Below are 18,016 nucleotides of genomic sequence, written 5' to 3' on the forward strand. Positions count from 1 at the left end.
CAAATTTAATCATACATGAAAAAGAACTTAAGAAAAATTGCAGTAGTGGGATTGGGATTAGCGGGAGCTATTGGCGCTATGGTATCAATACCTAGTATTTCATTGGTTAAAGCGCAACAAATCCAAGAACAAAAGGCCGCCCGTGTGGAAAACATCGGCAGAAAAAACGTGGTCATCAACAACCATTATAGTGGGCTAGATATTGAGACCATACACCCAAACTACGGGCTTAGCCCAAAAGAATACGGACAGCGTTACGGCAATGGCAAAAGCAACATCAAAAAAAGCAATCGCAACCGCTTAGGGCATAATGCTAAATTAAAAAGGAGGGCATAATGGGCGGTTTTGATTTAGGGCCTAAAGGCTTTTGGATTTTCATGCTGGTAATGGCATTGTTTGGAATTGTTTACGGCGCAATAAAAATAATTACGGGCATTTACTGGCTTATCACACACATCCATTTTTTGCCATAAATAGCTAACCACCCAGACTATGGACTAAAATTAACCACCTAACAAACTAAAAAATGTTTCTAACCATCCAAGAATTAAAAACCATTGCCCGCCAAGAGCATATACAAGTTATAGCCGGTGCAGATGACCTCATTATACAAGAATGCGTTAACTCGGCAATTACCGAAGTGCGGAGCAGGCTAACGCCATCAAGCAAGCGGGAAGCTTACGACGGGCGAACCCGTTATGATGTTGATGCACTTTTTGCCCAAACAGGCGAGGAAAGAAATCCCTTGATCCTGGCATATACCAAATTGGTGGCAATGTGGCATTTAATAGTAAGAGGAAACGCAGGGGTGCAATACGAAACCATAGAGGCAAGGTATGACAGGGCGATAGAATATTTAAAAGACTTAGCCAGCGGAGATGCCACAGATTTAACCCTGCCCATTTTACCCGAGCCAACCGAGGCGGAAAGCATCAATAAAACATTCCGCATGGGTAGCAGACCAAAGTTTAACCACGAGTAGCCACGCTGTCAGGCTGAGCGGAGTCGAAGCCCTAACCACCTAACAAACTAATGACTAACAAACTAATCAATGGCAAAGCAATCAACTAATAGCAAAATAGGCAAAACCACCCAAAAATCTGTATTACCGTGGAAGCTTAAAAGCGTGAGCGTAAGCAGGCAGGATATACAAAGCTGGAAACAAAGCGAGTCAATGGCGCAATTTGCGGAAGAGCCTAAGCTTTGGCCACAACAGCTTTTGTATAACGAGATCATGAAAGATGCGCTGTTGACTTCCCAATTGGAAAACAGAAAGCAACAGCTATTTTCTGCCCAGTTCAGCATAAAACTGAATGACGAGGTGCAAGACGGTGCAAGTAAAGCCCTCAGCAATATGAAAGCCTATTCTAGTTTAGTAACGGCAATTTTTGAAAGCCAGTTTTACGGCAATAGTTTGGTAGAGCTTTCCTTTGACAAAGGGCAATTAGTTGCCAAAACATTGCCACGTACCAACGTAGTGCCACAAAAAGGGCTTTTCTATAAAGATTATACCGATGATAATAGCCCCACACCTTACCGTGAAATACGAGAGTTTGGAACTTGGGTTTTAGAATTTGATAACGGCGACTTAGGATTATTGAACAAAGCAGTACCACACGTACTATTTAAACGCTTTGCGCAATCTTGCTGGAGCGAGCTTTGCGAAATATACGGCATCCCGCCAAGGGTATTAAAAACAAACACCCAAGATACCGCCATGCTTTCCCGTAGCGAGCAGATGATGAAGGACATGGGCGCAGCTGCATATTTCATTATCGACGAAACCGAGCAGTTGGATTTTGCTCAAGGCGTAGCCACCAATGGCGATGTTTACAAATCTTTGATTGCTTTCTGTAACTCCGAAATTTCATTGCTTACCACCGGCGCATTAATTGGGCAGGATACAACAAACGGCAGTCGCTCAAAAGATGAGGCAGCGCAAGAAATGCTGTGGCTATTGGTGCAGGCAGATATGCGCTTGGTTGAGCAGTACATGAACAACACTATTTTCCCAGCATTGGTAAATATTGGCGTATTACCGCAAGGCGTAAGCTTTGAGTTCAGCGAAGCGGAGGACACCAAACAGCTGTTTGAATTCACGAAAGGCTTTTTATCAGACTATGATGTTGAGCCCAAATGGATCAAAGAAAAATTTGGCGTTGAAGTTACCCAGAAGAAAAAGGAACTCCCACCAAAAAAAGAGGATGATCCCGGCGAGCCGGATCCAACAAAAAAGAAAGGAGAAAAGTTAAGTTTTTTTCCCCAAGCCCCGTGGATAAGCGGGGCGGTTCACTTGTGTTGCAATCACCTCACTTTGGCATTACCGAGTAATACTTGGAGCGATGATGATTTAATACAACGTTTTTACGATGCCAAAGGCACACTAAGTTTTGATATCGGTTTGTTTTACCATACCGCCAACACCCTACTAAAAGGCTTTAAAAAGGGCTGGAAAGATGAGGGCGTTAAACTGGTGGCTTTAGGTTTAGAGTATGGCAAAGATGACCCCGCAATGCTTACCGCTTACGAGGCTAACTTGTTTCGATTTTCAGCTGCTAAAACCCTTGCCGAATCGCAAGAGCTTAACCGACTGTTTAGAGATGCAAAAAGCTTCGACCAATTTTACCAAAACGCCAAATTAAAGCTTGACGTTTTTAATAAAACGTGGCTAGAGACCGAGTATAACAACGCCATTGCCGTGGGCGCATCTGCCACCACTTATCACCGCTTAATGGCAAACACCAAGGCGTTTCCGTACTGGCAATATAAAACCGTTGAGGATGACGCCGTACGCCCTGAGCATCAGCTATTACACAACATTGTTTTGCCATACAACGATCCCCGGTGGAAAAAGATATTTCCGCCTAACGGATGGAAATGCAGGTGCTTTGTAATTGCCAAAATGAAGCATGAAGTGACCAGCGCAGATATTAAACGCTCTCGTGAAGCAGTTGACGGATTTTTAGAGGGCGCAGAGTTTGCCAAGGCAGAGGCGCAAGGCTGGGGCGTAAACCGGGCAGAAAGTGGCGAGGTATTTACCGCAGACCAACAATACATTAACAAGTTCCCGAAAACCGGCGCAAGAGAAATCAACGAGCTTAAGCCACAGCAATATGGCTTAAAATCTTATGCCGAGGCTAAAAAGAAAGCCACAGAACCCGTAAGCAAATACGAGGGCACAGCTGATGACTTTTGGAATAAGCTGGACGAGCTGGACGGGCAAAAGGTTTTAAAAGATTATAAAAACAGACCTGTAGAATTTTCCGAAAACACCCTAAAAAGCCACACCACCAAAAGCAAGGAAAGCCGGGTGCAATACATGGATGCGCTAAAAGACACCATGCAAAACCCTAACGAGGTTTGGATGAAAGGCGATAAGCTAGAGGACATGGTTTATATCAAGTATTATGAAGATGTAACGCTCATAGTATCGGCAAAAGTTAAGGGTGGCGAGGTTGAAAAGCTGGCGACGTGGTTTCCGCTGAAGGAGGCTAAAAAAGTAATAGAACGCTGGCGCAAGGGCTTGCTATTGTTTGCAAAAAAATAAAGCCTGCATTTTTAAACACAGGCTTTATACAGATTGTAATTCTTTTAAATCGCTGTTTTTACAGCCAGTTGTGCCCCCGTCATCTGCAAGGTGTTGGCGCTTCTTTACCGATTTAAAAGAACCTTATATACAAGTATAGCACAATGATGGACAATAAACAAAAGTTAACCGATTTTTTTAACCGCTTCAACCAATACTTTGATGAGCAAGTACCGGTAATAATTGCCGAAACCGCAAACGAGGTGTTTAGGGAAAGTTTTGTTAAAAAAGAATTTGACGGCAAAGCCTGGCCAGCACTAAACAAAAGCTACAAGCCTAAAAGCGGGACAATGATGGTGCGGAGCTCAAACTTGGTAAATAGCATTAGGCCTACAACCATATCACCGCAAAAAGTAATCATGTCAGCCGGAAGTTCAAAAGTGCCTTATGCTAGAGTACATAACGAGGGCGACCAGATCAGCAGAGTTGCAAGGTCTGAAACATTTATGCGCAACCGAGTAAAAAAAGGAATAAACAAGGGCAGGTTTAAACGTGGCGCTACAAACAACACCCAAGGCTACAGCTTTAAAGCTTATAAATACAGCATGCCACAGCGCCAATTTATGGGCTATTCCAAAGAACTTAACCAACGCATTATCAAACGAATTATAGCATACAGCACCACCTAACAAAAATCTGTGTAATCCCTAAATCTGTGTAATCAAATCTAACAACCTAACAACCTAACAAACTAACAACCCGAAAAAATGGACCAACTATTCAAATACCTCCGCACCCAACTAATGGCAACGCCTGGCAACGCTTGGACAGATGCCGACAAAGGACAAACCGCAAGCTACGAGAGCCATCCGCCAATTGCTTTTCCCGCCTCATTAATTAAAGTGGATTTTCCTAAAATAGAAAAGTACAACAGCAAGCTTAAAAAGTACACCGCCCGTATCATCATAAAATTAGTGTGGGATTATAGCGGTACAACAGACAGCACCGCCAGTGATGAACTTTTAGCCGAAAGCTTAGACTACTTTACCTTGGTTAATGCCGTAAAAGCAAAGCTAGACGGCGCAATAGACTTAACTGTATTTAACAAACCCTTAGAGCTAACGAGCATGCTTGAAGAAAACCGCAGAGACCAGTTGAAAGTAATGAACTTGACATTTAATACGGTAGTGTTTGCTGTTTAGTTTGTTAGGGGTTAGGTGGTTGGTTTGTTAGGCTCTTTGCTAGGCTCTTTGTCAGGCTGAGCGGAGTCGAAGCCTAGCCACGCAGGCTATGGACTGCCGACCATGGACTATGGACTATGGACTAAATAGCCACTAAAATAAAGATAACTGCCCTTTATACTCACTCGGTTTTAAGCCTTTTAAATTCATCCATTGGCGGTAACTTATGAAAATACCATGCTTTGGGAACACATGGCGTAAAATACGGGTATCAGGTACATCCTCCTCTTTTACCGAGGCGTAAACTTGCATAATAAAATTAACTTTTTTAAGATGATTGCCTCTGTGATATGCCATTAAACAAAATAATATTTTGCTTTAACACAAACATACAAAATTTAATCAAAGTAAAAAGCATAAAAAAACCCGATTAATCGGGCTTTATAATATTAAAAGTTTTCCGTTAATACTGGATGCCCTTTGTCGTAAACCTTTTGAAAGTGTGCCAAACCGTTTGGGTAGTCTTCTGGCTGGTTTTTTACAATATCTTCAGCTTCCCATTTTGGAAAGCATCCCTCTCCGATAACTTCCGGCTCAATATATTGCTCTGAATCTAACTGAATAGCGTCGATGTCTTTAATAGATTCGTCGCCTTCTGACAAAGTAATTGTTTTATCCAATTCAATTGCTTTAATGTCCGTTACCGCCTCATCTTCACGCCACAAAATTACATTCTGTTGTAATTGCACCTCATCTAATGAGTTGCAAAAGATTTTTAAATCGTTCCAATTCATAGTTTTATCTTTCTAATATTTGTTCACCAATTATTGTAATATTTTTTTCAATAAAAATAATCTCATCCGCCTCAGGATATTCTTTAGCAACATCCGCTAAAGAACTGGCGACTATATACTTCTTAATTTCAAAGTCATGCGCTGAGTTGGAGGCCCGTTTTTTTGTTTGATATAAGTTCATAATGTTAATTTATTTATTTTTCATTTTATACTGTAAATACTCCTGCAACCCCAAACAAACCCCTCCAACCTTTAAAAACCTACGCCCACCGTTACACACCGAGAGCTTTTTATATTTGTAATAAAGGTTGTTAAACTGCCTGTCCCAGCGTTCAATATCTCGCTTTGCTTTATCTACCAAAATTTCTTTTATTGGGTTTTCAATATCGGCGGGCGGTTTAATTTCCTTTCGCCTATTATCGGGCGGTCGGTTAATAAAATCTTTAATCTCTTGCGGGAGCTCAAAAGGTTTTTTATCTGTACCAGCGTGTAGCTTGACAAGTTCAAGTTCTTGCGTTTTCTTCTCGGAGGCTCTTAAGGCTTCAATATCCGCAGACCTTTTATCATCATACATATTTAACCAGTCAAGCAAGATGTTACCGTCCATGCTATCGTAACGCTTGCCGTAATGCCCTTTTTTCCCAGTGTTAAAGCAAATTACAAAGTCATCAATTTTAAAATATGGGTAGCACTCAATCATTAAATAAACGGTGCTTTGTATTTGCGAGGCGTTAAAGTTTTTGCCTACGTTAAAGAAATCGGCAACATCTGTAATTAAAATAGTAAGCGCAGCAACAAGCGTTTCCTCATCTGCTTTGGCAATGGTTGCAATATTTGGCTTTGCAGATTGCAAACTAGCCACCGCCGTTTTGATTTTGCTTTGATAAAAGTACTTGGCGGGCGAGGTTACCAAGCTCGGCTCTATCAGAGGCTCTATCAGTATGAGTTTGTTTTTTTGTTGCGCCATTCTTTATTTTGTCTATAATCTCTAAAAGGTTGCGGTTAATATCGCTGATGCTTTTTTGTTTGCCCAAATGCTCGCCTACTTTCTGCCAGTTGCTCAATATGGCTTGCAGGCTTAGCAGTGCGCTCTCGTCGGTTTTTTCTGTGCTAATGTTCTTTAGTTTTTGCAATAAATCCTTTAACGCTTTTCCGTTCCTGGCATCCATTAAAAACGGTAGTTTGTGTTGCGTTAAAAAAGCCTTGTATAATTGCACCGACTGTTGGTAATTGGGCGGAGCTTTCGGCTTCTTATCTGTAAATGCTTTGATAATTGCCCGCATCACGTCCGGGTGGTTGCCCTCTTTTATCTGTGCGTGGCAGAAATTTAATATCTCTTTAATGGTCATTTAAATCCAGTTTAATCCTGCCTTTCTCAATCATACCCCTAAGCGTAATTCTATTGTTAATTAAATGTTGCCTGCTTTTACGCAGGCATTCTTGGGTGTAATCTTTAAAAAAATCATTGTGTTTATTAAATAAAATACACGGTTTTCCCTCTGTTTTTATAAGCATTTTCTCGTGAACGAAGGATTGCTCACAGTCAGGACATATACACCCGGAATTTACCTCTTGACAATTATCTCCACAATCAATTTTTTTATGTTCATTAATTTTAATATCTACCACCAGCTCTAACGTATTATCGAAAAAAGCATCAAACCCTGATAAAATGCTACCAAAGAAAAAAGGTCTTTCGAGTATTTTATAAATTCCGGAGGTCATTCGGGTTTCTTTCGATAGTTCCTCGTTTATCACTATGTAGTCACTTGTGTAATCTTTAGTATCGTAGTACTCTTCACATATTGGACAATCTTCTCTATACCTTTCATCATAACAATCTTCACATAAAAGCTCCTTATCCTCTATCAGAATTTTCGGAAAGTCATCTAGTTCAAATATTGATTTGCCACAGCTTGTACATTGGCAGTCATTTTCTTCAATGAAAGCTATTTCATTTTCATCAATGCTTTTTGGATAAGAACTAAATTCATTTTTGTAATGCTTTTTTATTTGCTCTGAAACGCCAGCCTTTTTCATACTTTTTAATTTAAACTTTCTACTTAAAACCTACTTATTCAGCTCCTCCAAAAATTCCTTATAAACCTTATGCTCATAAATGTATAACACATAGTTAAGTTCGTCAACGCTGTGTTGCATTAAAGGCTTGGCGAATTTTCCGTATTGTATGCACCAGTCGTCAACAGCTTGCAAGGGGTTTTCTTTTCTCATACTGCGGGCTAAGCCTATCATCTTTTTGCGCTGTTTGTCGCCGGGCTTTGCCACAAACTCGGTGGGGCTAAGCTGGTGCATCTGCCTTTTAAATTCCCTAAACTCCGCATCGGATAGGGCGGTTAGGCTGTCGGTTCGTCCGTTGGTAAATTCGGCAACCTTATCTTTGTATTCTAAGCCGTTTGCCTTGCAAATAGCGAAGATGGGGCGGTAATCTCTTTTCATTACTCCTTAATTTTATAACTCCTTTTATCAAACAAAAAATCAATTGGGGTTTTGTAATAGGTTTGGGTTTCTCCTGATCTCACTGTGTCAAGCCCTAAAAAGTTATCCTTTAAATTCCACTCTTCAGATTCCCAAGTGAAATTCCATAAAAAAGAGATCATCCCAATCATTACGTAAATAGAAAGCAGTACCAAGACCAGTATAAATTTTAAAATAAAGAATATGCCCATGGCAATTGGTTGGATGATGTATTTCATTAGTACCTTAAATCAGTCCAGTGAATAATTTGTCCGGAAAACTTTTTTTCTCTTCCCATCGCCTTTATAAAGTAGTCTTCAAATGCCTCTCTGTTTTCAAATCCATCATTTACAGCCAAAATCTCCAAATCAGGCTTGTATAAATACTTATCGCCTATTGAAACTTCAAAACGCCAATCGTAAGTCATAAAGATGCGTTGTTGGCTTACGCATGGTATTACTGGAGCAAACTGAAAGCGGTTTTTTGTGCGGTTACCAATTACCGGGTGTATAAGCATTCCAACATGCCAGCGGTGTCCGGCTCTAATGGTGTGGAGTTTTGGTGCAATATTTACTAAGTCGCCTTTTTGATCACCGTTCTCGTGAAACTTTCTGTCCCAATGTTTGCCAAACTTATTTTTGTACGCCTCTAAATAATTTGTATAATCGAGTGAAATTGGATCGTTTAACAATCCCTCCCAAATTTTGTCGATAAAATAATTGGGCTTTCCGTTAATTTGTTGTGAAAATCCTAAAGTCATAATTAAAGAGTTAAAATTTTATGGCCTAAACGGCGGGCGGTGCTTACCTCCCAAAATGCGCCCTCACTATCAAACCAGTCATCTTGCATATAGAGGACGGGGCAAAGCGGTAAAATTGCCAAGCATAGCCTCATTGCAGTTTGCCAGTGGCAATCGGCATCTATCCATTCGGTTGGGTTAAAAACGAAATACCCGTTTAACCTCAATAATTCGGCGTCCTTCGCAAACTTCTTTGTTACGTCCAGCGTCAACAATCCAGTCACTTTACCGCTGAGGTAGGCAATAGATTCTCCCTTGTTTTTAGCAACTTCAATAAGAAGTGTAATCGCCTGTACTTTTTCTAATAGTTCTGTCTCGCTCATGCTTTTGCCTCCTTTGCTCTAAATATTGGATCGCCTAAACAAAAGGCTTCATAAATAATTTTCATTGCCTCCTCATTCGCTTCGCTTAGTTGGTCATGGCTTGCAAATCGGTGTATTCTAAATACTTTCTCAAAGGCGTAAGCGTCTGCTTTTTGTACCAGCTCTTTAAGCTCTTTAGCCTCGGCTATGGTGGGGATGGTGGCTGTGCCTTCCCATCCTATTTTTTTTGATATTGCGGTGTAAACTGTCATTTGTTTAAAAATTTATGTGAATTCGTATCTTTCGTTTTCTTGAATAATGGTGGTCTTAAATGGCATTCCGTCTTTAGGTACTTGCTTTATTGCCTCCATTAAAATAATGGAGCTGGTAAAAACCACATGCGCAGTACCGTTCAGCTCTATTTGCAGGCAAAGGCATTTCCCTTTAAACTTTGAATCGTCTATTTTGTAATCGCTAACCGTTATTTCACGGTTTAAAATTTTGCTTATTTTTATCTTATCGCCCGTAAAGGCAGAGTGAGCCACGGTAATATTAAAATCCTTAAAGGTTTTCATGTAATAGTTTTTTGATTAGGTTTTTGCTGTCGCAATGTTTTGCCCAGCCCATGTATGAGGCGGTTGAGGCTTTGTTTCTTCTATTAGCCATCATGCGGGCAAAGCGCTGTTTAATTGATTTTCTTAAAAGTGTGTGGGTATGGTAAAAGCGGTATCCAACAAAATCGATGCTCCTGGCATCAACCGGAAATATTTGATAATTCCCCTTAACCTCTAGCTTTAAATTGGTGCTTAAATAGCGTTTAATCTCCGATAAAAGAGCGTGTAAATGCTTTTTATCTGATGAAAGTATCACAAGGTCATCCGCATACCTAAAGTAATATTTAACCGCTTTTTGCTCTTTGATCCAATGGTCGAAATAGCTGAGGTAAAAGTTGGCAAAATACTGGCTTAGGTAATTACCAATTGGCAATCCGTCTGCGCTATCTATCATTTCATCCAATAACCAAAGCAGGTTGCTGTCCTTTATCTTTTTACGTAAAAGCGATTTTAAAATATCGTGGCCAACACTGGGATAAAACTTTTTAATATCTAGCTTCAAACAATACTTAGTGCTTTCCACATCTTTTAAAGCCGACTTAACGGCTCTAACAGTTGCGTGTATTCCTTTACCCTTGATACAGCTGTAAGTGTCATTGGTAAACGTTGCCATAAAAATTGGCTCAAGCACATTCATTACAGCGTGATGTGTAATTCTATCGGGGAAGTAGGGCAAACGATAAACTACACGCTCTTTGGGCTCAAAAACTTTAAACGTTGCATAAGCAGACGTTTTGTAGGTTTTATCAACCAGCATATTATGCAGTTTGAAAATATTTGCATCTTGGTTCTTTAAATGGGTAATTACACCGTACTGATCTGCCTTGCCTTTTCTTGCAATTTCATCAGCCAAATAAAGATTGTCGTAGCTGTAAATCTTTTCGTATAAATTGTTTATCCTTTTCATTTGCCTCTGTATATTGGCTCTTTTTCAACTTTTATAAGCTTACCAAAGCGCCCTCAACTTGTTGTTGTTTTTTGCCATGTGGGCATGGTCTGTACCGCTTGTTTCTTTGTACAATGGTGGGAGCTGACATTCGTATTCGAGTTATCGTAGTCGTAGTCGTTGTACGAGAAACTGACACCTGAACCAACTACAGCTAAAGCGGTACACCACCGGTTAATTAATTACTCAATCACCATTAAATCGCGGTAAATTGATAAATGGGTTTTGCCCACGTACTTTGCAATTTCGCTAGTAGGAAACACGAGGCGGGAGCCGACACCCGTAACCGAGCGATCGAAGTCGTAGACGTCGTACGAGAAACCGACACCCGAACCAACCTGCTCTGCTTTGTCCTTTTCGTACGTTTCCATATCAAACCAAGGGAAGTATTTACGCTGATCGTAATCGTTCCAATCAATTTTTTTACCTTCCCATGAAGCTTGGCTGATGACAAAAAGTTTATAGCCCGCTATAATTGCTTTTCCGTGTGCTTCGGGCAATCCCGTTACTACCGGTAAAATTGCTGGGTCAATACCCACCGACTTTGCAGCCGATTCAAAAGTTTCTAAATGCTTCATTTTTAAAGAGTGAATAAGTCGTTATATAATTGAATGAACTGTTTGCCTGCATAAACAGCTAGCTCGCTACTTTTGAACACGAGGCGGGAGCCGACACCCGAACTCGAGTAACCGTAGTAGTAGTCGTGGCACGAGAAACCGACACCCGAACCAACCGTTTTAAACCATGGATAATACTTGGCTTCGTTTGAGTTTCTCCAGTCGGGTTGCCAGCCTTGATTTAGGGCTTTGGCAACAATTCCTAATTTTGCATGTGCTACGCTTGCAATCATATCGGTATCCTGTCCGTTGTATGAAAGCAGGGTTTTCAAGTTATCAGATGCACCCACTATCTTAAGCGCATCGTCAAAAGTCTTTACCCTGTCCGTAATTTTTTCGGAAGCTTTTTTAATAGCCTCTACTTGCTCGGTAGTGAGTTGTATCTCTACCTCTTGGTTGTTGATGTTGATCGTTGTTTTCATATTATTTTATGTTTGTTTTATTAAAGCCCCCAGTTTAAGGCGGCGGTTGGTTAAAAAAGTTTAATTGTAATTCCAGTACCTGACCGCTTTAAGCTGATTTGACATTGTGTCTCGCAGTGCAAATCCGCTAATGAAACTATTTGATCATGGTTAATTTCATTTGTATTGAAAGCAATTTGCTCCACATCTCCAGAGTCTTTTACCGCTCCCTTAATGTTCTGACTTGGAAAGTTGTTCAGCAAGGAGCGCATTACTTTAACTTTGTTTGCTTGAGTGATCATTGTATTGAATTTAATTTGTGGCAACATTACCATCGAACCCGCCACGGTCTCGAACCGTGGCGACTACCAGTCGGGTTAACTATTTAAAAAGATGAGTTATAGCAATGTGAATAACTGCCAGCGCCCAAACTATTACAACCAAGTACATGAGCCAGTTCAGGTACTTATTAGCTTTATAATATTTGGTGGTGTGTGCCATGTTAGTTTGCGGTTATGCTGAATGTTAATTTTACTTCCTTGCCATTTTCGCCCGTAATACGTTGCCAGCCTCTTATGTACATGCTGGTACGGGTTTTAAATTGGGCATCAATAATGATGTCCACGCCCTCGGTAAACAGCGGGTTGTTTACCTTTTCTTTTTTAGAGTTCAGCTCGGCAACACGGGTTGGGTTTAGGTTACCTTTTTTGTCGGGCTTCATAAATGTGTTAAGCAGGTCGGCAAGTACGCCACGGTTGTCATCATCGGATGATAGGTTGGCAATCACTTCTTTAATTTTGGCAACTCCTGCGCCCTCTGTGCCGTCAAATCCTATGGTTTCATTGTAGCCCATGGTAATACTTGAATTTCCGTCTCTTGCGCTAAACGTGTGGCTGGCTTGCCCTTCCTTAATTCCGTACAGCTCATTTTTAAGGCTGATGATAGATTCAAAATCTTTGAAAACACTATCCACAACTTTGTTTTGCATTGCGCCAAAATCAACCAGCTCGGGTGTTTTGTTGGTTACCATCGTATCAATCATTTCTCTTAAAGCCACTTTGTCGGCTTCACGCTTTGCCTTTTCGGCTTTTTCTTCATTAGCCAGCTCGTTTTTTAGCTCGGCTTTTTGCTCGGGTGTTAAATCTGTGATTTTCATTATCTATCGGGTTTTGTTAAATTTTGCTTATCTGTTGTTTGAAGGCTTTCACGGTATAGGTCCGCCAATTTTCTGCGGAGTTCAATCCGTCCATCAAGTTGGTGGTTCGGTATTCTCGCCAGCCGGTCTTTTATATCGGCAATCTCTTGCTCTATATCTCGCATAGCCTTACATCTATCTCATTAACCAATTTTATTTTTTGTGCGCCTGTTTTCTGCCTTTTAACCACTTCAAACATATCTAGGTAGTAATAAACCGTAGTCCGCTCACGGTTGAGCACATCGGCAATTTCTGCGTCTTTTAGGGTGGTATTGTTTCTGATCAGTTGTGTGGCAACTATTCTTGCCTCTACTAAATCCTGCGTACGTTTACTGCCTTTTATATCGGCTGTGCTTATGCCCAGTTTTTGGCAAACCATTAAAAGCAGTTGCTCTGGAGTATTTGCTATGCGGGGCTTTATTGCGTTCATCACAGCGGTTATTTCATTCTGTAAATTCATATCCTAAAAAACTAAGTCCATTATGTACTCATGCGCAGTTAAAAACTCATGATCCTGGCAAAGCCTATCTGCGGAGTGTAGGAAAATATATTCTTGATAGTTGTAATCGTCAGTCTCTTTGCGCTCCTCCAAAAAATCAATTGCGCCATTTACATTAATGCACAACCCACCGTCCTGTACTCCCACAATACTCAAAAACTCCTCACGGTTACGGCGCTCCCACTCGTTATTGAAAAACCCACGGAAAACAGAAGAGTAAGCCAAGCGTTGCTCTATCAAGGGGCAACCAATATGTAGCTTGTTTAAAACCTTTAAATAAACTTCAAACTGGTGGTCAGCGTAACGCTCCTCACTCCAGTTTAAAATCTCACACACCCGCTCTTTCTGCGTTTGGTGCGTAGCCCTTACCTTGGCTATGTGGGTTTGCTTTTTGGTGGTGGTTGTTTTCATTTGCTTTGTTAAATTTTACCGTGGTAATCGTCTGCACCTTTTTGCCAGATGACGAATTGCCCGCCGTTTTCTCCTATGTATCTGCCCTTGCTGTAGGCAACAAATCCCTCTATAAATATTTTTAAATCCGCATCGTACATTACGTCAATGGCCGCCTGTCCTTTTGGGTTATTGCCTTTCATCTGCGAAAACACAATGATCAACTTTCCCTTTTTCCGCAACCGTTCTTTAAAATCGTAGAACTTATTAAAGTTCATTCGGGTGTATTGGTAGCTGTTGATGATGACAACCCCAGGGCTTTTCGGCTTAGCCAATCGCTCTTCCAGTTGCTTCATGGTTTCTTTAGTCCATATCAACTTGCCCTTGGTGTTGCTATTATTGATGCCGTGACGGTTTAGCGCCTCTTGGATGGTCATACTGTCGCCCTCTTCCATATCGTTCACCACAATTCGTCTATCCAGTTTTGAAAGCTCTTTAACCAACTGCATCATAAATGCTCCCTTACCGTTGGTACTGTGGGCATAAATAAACCACAACCCAGATGCTTCCGGTTTAGCAAATGCCGCCTGCCATTTTTCGCCCCATTCAATAACCTCATAGCTTTTATTTAAAATATCATCGGGAGTCCAAGCCCGCTTTATCCTTTCCGCCATTAAGCAACCTTTTCCAAAAGCAATAAAATATCTGCTCTCCTAAGCCCTGCCAATCCTAAACCGCTCGCTAAACAGCTTTTTACTATTTTAGGAATCAGCTTTTTGTCTTCTACATTATGCTCCAAAACATCCGTTATTAATTTTCTGTAGAACATTTGCTTCTCTTGTGGGTCTACCGGTGTAATACTCATATAGTTCCCGCCAAAACGGCTTAGTATCTCCCGATAACCCACTTTTTTTCTTTCGATACCTTTAGTAATGATTTCTTCTAATCCGTCTGCACCGATTAGATACCATCCACAAACCCACTCCGTTGCATTCCATAATGCTTTTAAGAATTTAAAAGACTTATAATCCAAATCACCCGCCTCGTCAATAATTACAATCGGTTTTATCAAAACATTGGCTAGGTAGTATTTAATGCGTTGCTTAACATCGTTGATACGTCCGTTGTTGTCAACGCCAAGTTTTGACGCTAATTCCCTAACAAACAAATGCTCAGTTGGGCACTGGCTAGCATCAATCAAAAAGCAGTTTTCTATAGTCTTAGAGAGGTGTTTTGCGCTGGCTGATTTACCTATCTCGCAGTCGTCAACAAAAATCATTGCCTTTGAGTTCTCCTTACAAAAAAGAACATCGCTCTTAATTGAATCGTAAACCTCTGTTTTTGCGAAATTCCATGCCTTTACATTATTATTAACGCCCAACCGCATTCCCATATCAATCCAGTGAGGTTCTTTGATAAGTTGCCCTGGTGCTTCTCCGCCTTTTAATCTGCTCCAAATAGATGGGTTCATGCCATAGCTGACAGCAAAAGACTTATCATTTCCACCGTGTTTTTTGCGTTGCTCTTTTAAGGCGACTAATACTTTTTGTTTAAAATCTTCTGTTAAATTCATCTGAAACGTGATTTAGTTGATGTGTCGAAACTTGTATTTGGTTTTAAAGGAGTTTCAAACTCGCTTTCAATTGGCGCCAACATTTCTGCGGGCTTATCCGCTGGGCGGTATTGCTCCACGTTTTTAAACTGTAGCCTGTTTTTTCGGGCTGGCTTAACTTCCTCATCAATAATTGTAATGCTGTTGATCTCTTTGGCGTTGCGGTTAATGTAGCCCTGTACTGTTGCCTCGTATGCGCTCATTATCGAGCGATAATCTTTATCACTATCCTTACTTTCTAACTTACCCCTGCTATATTCTAAATCACCCAGTAACTCGCAAATCTGTGTGCCCTGTAAATCATAAACCAAGGCTTTTAAAACATCGCCTTCATTATCATCAAGCCAGTAAAGCTGTACCGTTTGCCCCTCAATTTTTTGCAGAATTTGGATAAGGATTTCTCCAAGAGCAACCTCCCCGTTAAAGCCGACTACTCTGTGCAGTCCCTGTAGAATGATACGCCCAGCTTTCATACTGCTTTTTTGAGAGAAACCGATATGCGGAAGAATGCCCGCCCAATTAATTGGCGTTAACTCTGGGTGCTGTTTTTCTAAGAACACATCCTCACGGGTCATGCCCGGGTGTAGTGTTTGGTTGCTGTGTAATTGCGAGTTCCAAAGTTGGATGGTGTCAATAGAACTCTTAACTATATCAACCTTCGGCATAAACTCCACCTTTTCAACTGCCCTTTGGTTATTTTCGCCTACGCTAAACGGGCGGCCAATCCAAGCGTGGTGTTTTTTATCAAATTCTTTTCCGTAACGTATCTGTCTCCAGTACTGCTCTATTGCTTTACCTCTTGCATTGTTTGCCTCAATCCTAACCTCGGTAAACATTGAGCCTGGTGCTAGCAAATCATCTTTATAGGTACTGTTTAAAGAACTTTCACACTCTAATTCATACGGAAGACTTAAGCCCCAGCCCGCATAATTGCGAACCATTTGGCGGTAAAACTCTTCTATAATTCCCTCTTTAGTTTCGCCATATACATAGGTTGTAATTACTTCACTACCTAAATCAGCACCGCAGTAAAACCATAATCTTTTACCCTTAGCATATTCAAAAGGTGGCTTTCTATCATCAATGGATATCATAGTCCCTGCAAAATCAGGTTGTTTTAATTTATGGAATGGTATGTAAAGCCCTTTAAAACGTTGCCTATCTCCACTACGTAAAGAGTGGCTAACAACTTTTAATTCCCATGCGCTTTGGTAAGCGTAAACAGTACTTTCGCTTGCGGGCTTGTAACACTCTAAAGTGTTGTCGTAAATCTCGCCAGCGTACTTAAAATTTGGGCTATCTTCATTTTTAGAATCTTTTCTAATGCCGATGCTAATTTGACCGGCTAAAAACTGGTCGTATCTTTCGCTTACCTCGTTGTAGCTTGGCTTGTACGGAAGCTGTCCGGCGTAAATATCCTGCCATAAGCGTATCATTTCTGGCGTTACTAATTGCGCATTGCTGTTGTTGTTACGTCCGTCAATAATGCTTTCGTAATTGTGGTCAATCCATCGGTTATAACGCTCTCGCAACATCTTTTCAGATTTTGGTAGCGAGTGGCTACAGCTGTGCTTAGCTTTCAGATAATCGTTAAAGGAAATACAGTCGCCCACTAAACTTGCCCAAATACCGGTGGCTCTGCCTCCACGGCTTTTTTTAGCCATTTCTCTAACAGTTTTAAGGCTTGCCAGTGCGCCCATCACGCTGGCGTTAATGGTGTAACGCTTCCGCTGTGCAGGCGTTAAAAATTCGCCATTGCTTTCAAACTGATATTTATCGTAAAATATACGGGCATCGGCATCCATCTTAAAAAAGTTTGCCATCGGGTGGGTTTCCTGCTTTGGCAACGAAAAGCGTTTAACAGCCATATCGTACCAATCGGATGGCATAGCGTCGATATCGATTAACACCTCGTTTCCGGGACCTCTGCCTTCTTTCAATCTAAAGCCAGGAACACGCAACGCCCTTTTTTCGTAAGCTGAATAGCTCAACACAGCCAAACTATCATCAGTACACTTATCAATATCAGATAAGAGGTAGCTCAGTTTGATGCCTATTTTGTCGTTGTAAAGTTCGTAAGCTGATGTGTTCATGTTTTAGCTTTGTTATGTTCCCGCCCTGTAGCGATGACAGGGTAACGCTTTCGGGAATTTTGCTACTTTTATAATCTCACTTAAAATTGTAGCATTATGAATGATGAAAAAGTTAAAGAGCTTGAGGCTGTGCTTGTGCATTTGGCAAAGCGTGTTGAAAAACTAGAGGGTAAAACCCGTTCAGCGCCTTCAAGCTCGTACCTTAAAGAACTTTTTGCTGAGGCAAAAAAGATTCTCCAAAACTGGCATTAGTTAAATGCCTACTACATCGTAGTATTCTAATTCGGGGTAATGGTACACCTTTCGGTATATTGTTATCCCGAATAGTTTAACCGTTTTCACGGTTTTTTCTACTCTCATTTTCTCGGTTTCGCCACCGGCTGGGGTCAATTCGTGTTTGATTTCTGTTTTTATCATGATTATTGAATTAAATAAGTTTCTTAAAATGATGTATTGCTGATAAGTAGCAGGTAAAAAAGGAAGCCCGTAAACTTCTTTAAAGTACTTTCTGTCAATGAAAAAATGCTTTGACAAGCTTTTGTGCGCCTTGTATTCTTGCTCGGTTATCATGT

At 40.9% G+C, this 18,016-nt stretch carries 30 protein-coding genes; 7 read left to right on the forward strand and 23 right to left on the reverse strand.

What is annotated here, in order from left to right:
• Positions 1-15: 15 nt before the first annotated feature.
• The 6 genes from B176_RS0108660 (at position 16) to B176_RS0108685 (ending at position 4,728) form a co-directional block, all read left to right on the forward strand.
• Positions 16-336 carry a hypothetical protein gene (locus B176_RS0108660; protein WP_017258407.1) on the forward strand — a complete coding sequence of 107 codons (321 nt, stop codon included), beginning with the start codon at positions 16-18 and terminating at the stop codon, positions 334-336.
• A complete protein-coding gene (locus B176_RS20925; RefSeq protein WP_017258408.1) occupies positions 336-473 on the forward strand; it encodes a hypothetical protein in 138 nt (45 codons plus the stop codon). The genes B176_RS0108660 and B176_RS20925 overlap by 1 nt, the downstream gene beginning before the upstream one ends.
• A 53-nt stretch (positions 474-526) precedes the next feature.
• Positions 527-982: a hypothetical protein gene (locus tag B176_RS0108670; protein ID WP_017258409.1), complete on the forward strand. Its 456-nt coding sequence runs from the start codon at positions 527-529 to the stop codon at positions 980-982.
• A 69-nt stretch (positions 983-1,051) separates the two neighbouring features.
• On the forward strand, positions 1,052-3,547 hold the full coding sequence (locus B176_RS0108675) for a phage portal protein family protein (protein WP_017258410.1): 2,496 nt from the start codon (positions 1,052-1,054) through the stop codon (positions 3,545-3,547).
• A gap of 143 nt (positions 3,548-3,690) precedes the next feature.
• A complete protein-coding gene (locus tag B176_RS0108680) occupies positions 3,691-4,215 on the forward strand; it encodes a phage virion morphogenesis protein (protein ID WP_237739815.1) in 525 nt (174 codons plus the stop codon).
• 78 nt (positions 4,216-4,293) lie between these two features.
• Positions 4,294-4,728, forward strand: coding sequence for a hypothetical protein (locus tag B176_RS0108685; RefSeq protein ID WP_040540214.1), 435 nt, complete (start codon positions 4,294-4,296; stop codon positions 4,726-4,728).
• A 132-nt stretch (positions 4,729-4,860) separates the two neighbouring features.
• Here the strand turns inward: B176_RS0108685 and B176_RS0108690 are convergent, their stop codons facing one another.
• The 22 genes from B176_RS0108690 to B176_RS0108800 form a co-directional block, all read right to left on the reverse strand.
• Entirely contained in the window at positions 4,861-5,064 is a 204-nt protein-coding gene (locus tag B176_RS0108690; RefSeq protein WP_017258413.1) for a hypothetical protein, read from the reverse strand.
• Positions 5,065-5,156: 92 nt separating this feature from the next.
• Entirely contained in the window at positions 5,157-5,501 is a 345-nt protein-coding gene (locus tag B176_RS0108695; protein ID WP_017258414.1) for a hypothetical protein, read from the reverse strand.
• A gap of 4 nt (positions 5,502-5,505) precedes the next feature.
• Positions 5,506-5,682, reverse strand: a complete 177-nt coding sequence (locus B176_RS20930) for a hypothetical protein (protein WP_017258415.1) — start codon at positions 5,680-5,682, stop codon at positions 5,506-5,508.
• Positions 5,683-5,691: 9 nt separating this feature from the next.
• A complete protein-coding gene (locus tag B176_RS20230) occupies positions 5,692-6,363 on the reverse strand; it encodes a hypothetical protein (RefSeq protein WP_017258416.1) in 672 nt (223 codons plus the stop codon).
• The gene (locus B176_RS0108710; RefSeq protein WP_017258417.1) at positions 6,356-6,850 is read right to left on the reverse strand and encodes a hypothetical protein; all 495 of its coding nucleotides are present in this window, start codon (positions 6,848-6,850) and stop codon (positions 6,356-6,358) included. The genes B176_RS20230 and B176_RS0108710 overlap by 8 nt, the downstream gene beginning before the upstream one ends.
• Entirely contained in the window at positions 6,840-7,541 is a 702-nt protein-coding gene (locus B176_RS19265; RefSeq protein WP_017258418.1) for a hypothetical protein, read from the reverse strand. Before B176_RS19265 ends, B176_RS0108710 begins: the two co-directional genes overlap by 11 nt.
• A gap of 30 nt (positions 7,542-7,571) precedes the next feature.
• On the reverse strand, positions 7,572-7,958 hold the full coding sequence (locus tag B176_RS0108720; RefSeq protein WP_017258419.1) for a hypothetical protein: 387 nt from the start codon (positions 7,956-7,958) through the stop codon (positions 7,572-7,574).
• Positions 7,958-8,215 (reverse strand): hypothetical protein, encoded by a 258-nt coding sequence (locus B176_RS0108725; protein WP_017258420.1) that lies wholly within the window; start codon positions 8,213-8,215, stop codon positions 7,958-7,960. The genes B176_RS0108720 and B176_RS0108725 overlap by 1 nt, the downstream gene beginning before the upstream one ends.
• Entirely contained in the window at positions 8,215-8,736 is a 522-nt protein-coding gene (locus tag B176_RS0108730; protein ID WP_017258421.1) for a hypothetical protein, read from the reverse strand. Before B176_RS0108730 ends, B176_RS0108725 begins: the two co-directional genes overlap by 1 nt.
• Positions 8,737-8,738: 2 nt before the next feature.
• Positions 8,739-9,098: a DUF4406 domain-containing protein gene (locus B176_RS0108735; RefSeq protein WP_017258422.1), complete on the reverse strand. Its 360-nt coding sequence runs from the start codon at positions 9,096-9,098 to the stop codon at positions 8,739-8,741.
• A complete protein-coding gene (locus tag B176_RS0108740; RefSeq protein ID WP_017258423.1) occupies positions 9,095-9,349 on the reverse strand; it encodes a hypothetical protein in 255 nt (84 codons plus the stop codon). Before B176_RS0108740 ends, B176_RS0108735 begins: the two co-directional genes overlap by 4 nt.
• A 12-nt stretch (positions 9,350-9,361) precedes the next feature.
• Positions 9,362-9,652 (reverse strand): hypothetical protein, encoded by a 291-nt coding sequence (locus B176_RS0108745; protein WP_017258424.1) that lies wholly within the window; start codon positions 9,650-9,652, stop codon positions 9,362-9,364.
• Positions 9,639-10,598, reverse strand: coding sequence for an RNA-directed DNA polymerase (locus B176_RS0108750; RefSeq protein WP_017258425.1), 960 nt, complete (start codon positions 10,596-10,598; stop codon positions 9,639-9,641). Before B176_RS0108750 ends, B176_RS0108745 begins: the two co-directional genes overlap by 14 nt.
• A gap of 221 nt (positions 10,599-10,819) precedes the next feature.
• The gene (locus tag B176_RS0108755) at positions 10,820-11,215 is read right to left on the reverse strand and encodes a hypothetical protein (RefSeq protein WP_017258426.1); all 396 of its coding nucleotides are present in this window, start codon (positions 11,213-11,215) and stop codon (positions 10,820-10,822) included.
• 2 nt (positions 11,216-11,217) lie between these two features.
• Complete coding sequence (locus tag B176_RS19270) at positions 11,218-11,676, reverse strand: hypothetical protein (protein ID WP_017258427.1); 459 nt, start codon at positions 11,674-11,676, stop codon at positions 11,218-11,220.
• A 50-nt stretch (positions 11,677-11,726) separates the two neighbouring features.
• Positions 11,727-11,957 carry a hypothetical protein gene (locus B176_RS0108765; RefSeq protein WP_154647930.1) on the reverse strand — a complete coding sequence of 77 codons (231 nt, stop codon included), beginning with the start codon at positions 11,955-11,957 and terminating at the stop codon, positions 11,727-11,729.
• A 200-nt stretch (positions 11,958-12,157) separates the two neighbouring features.
• Positions 12,158-12,811, reverse strand: a complete 654-nt coding sequence (locus tag B176_RS0108770) for a DUF3164 family protein (protein WP_017258429.1) — start codon at positions 12,809-12,811, stop codon at positions 12,158-12,160.
• A gap of 151 nt (positions 12,812-12,962) precedes the next feature.
• Positions 12,963-13,310, reverse strand: coding sequence for a helix-turn-helix domain-containing protein (locus tag B176_RS0108780; RefSeq protein ID WP_017258431.1), 348 nt, complete (start codon positions 13,308-13,310; stop codon positions 12,963-12,965).
• A gap of 3 nt (positions 13,311-13,313) precedes the next feature.
• A complete protein-coding gene (locus B176_RS0108785; RefSeq protein WP_017258432.1) occupies positions 13,314-13,760 on the reverse strand; it encodes a hypothetical protein in 447 nt (148 codons plus the stop codon).
• 8 nt (positions 13,761-13,768) lie between these two features.
• Positions 13,769-14,413 (reverse strand): hypothetical protein, encoded by a 645-nt coding sequence (locus tag B176_RS0108790; RefSeq protein WP_017258433.1) that lies wholly within the window; start codon positions 14,411-14,413, stop codon positions 13,769-13,771.
• A complete protein-coding gene (locus B176_RS0108795; protein WP_017258434.1) occupies positions 14,413-15,312 on the reverse strand; it encodes an ATP-binding protein in 900 nt (299 codons plus the stop codon). Before B176_RS0108795 ends, B176_RS0108790 begins: the two co-directional genes overlap by 1 nt.
• Positions 15,309-17,444, reverse strand: a complete 2,136-nt coding sequence (locus B176_RS0108800; protein ID WP_017258435.1) for a hypothetical protein — start codon at positions 17,442-17,444, stop codon at positions 15,309-15,311. The genes B176_RS0108795 and B176_RS0108800 overlap by 4 nt, the downstream gene beginning before the upstream one ends.
• 96 nt (positions 17,445-17,540) lie before the next feature.
• Here B176_RS0108800 and B176_RS20935 point away from each other — a divergent pair, with 96 nt between their 5' ends.
• A complete protein-coding gene (locus B176_RS20935; protein WP_017258436.1) occupies positions 17,541-17,696 on the forward strand; it encodes a hypothetical protein in 156 nt (51 codons plus the stop codon).
• On the opposite strand, the gene B176_RS0108810 is transcribed toward B176_RS20935, so the two are convergent.
• Positions 17,697-18,014 carry a hypothetical protein gene (locus B176_RS0108810; RefSeq protein WP_017258437.1) on the reverse strand — a complete coding sequence of 106 codons (318 nt, stop codon included), beginning with the start codon at positions 18,012-18,014 and terminating at the stop codon, positions 17,697-17,699.
• Positions 18,015-18,016 lie beyond the last annotated feature (2 nt).

The organism is Pedobacter arcticus A12 (assembly GCF_000302595.1).
In the GTDB taxonomy this organism is placed as follows: domain Bacteria; phylum Bacteroidota; class Bacteroidia; order Sphingobacteriales; family Sphingobacteriaceae; genus Pseudopedobacter; species Pseudopedobacter arcticus.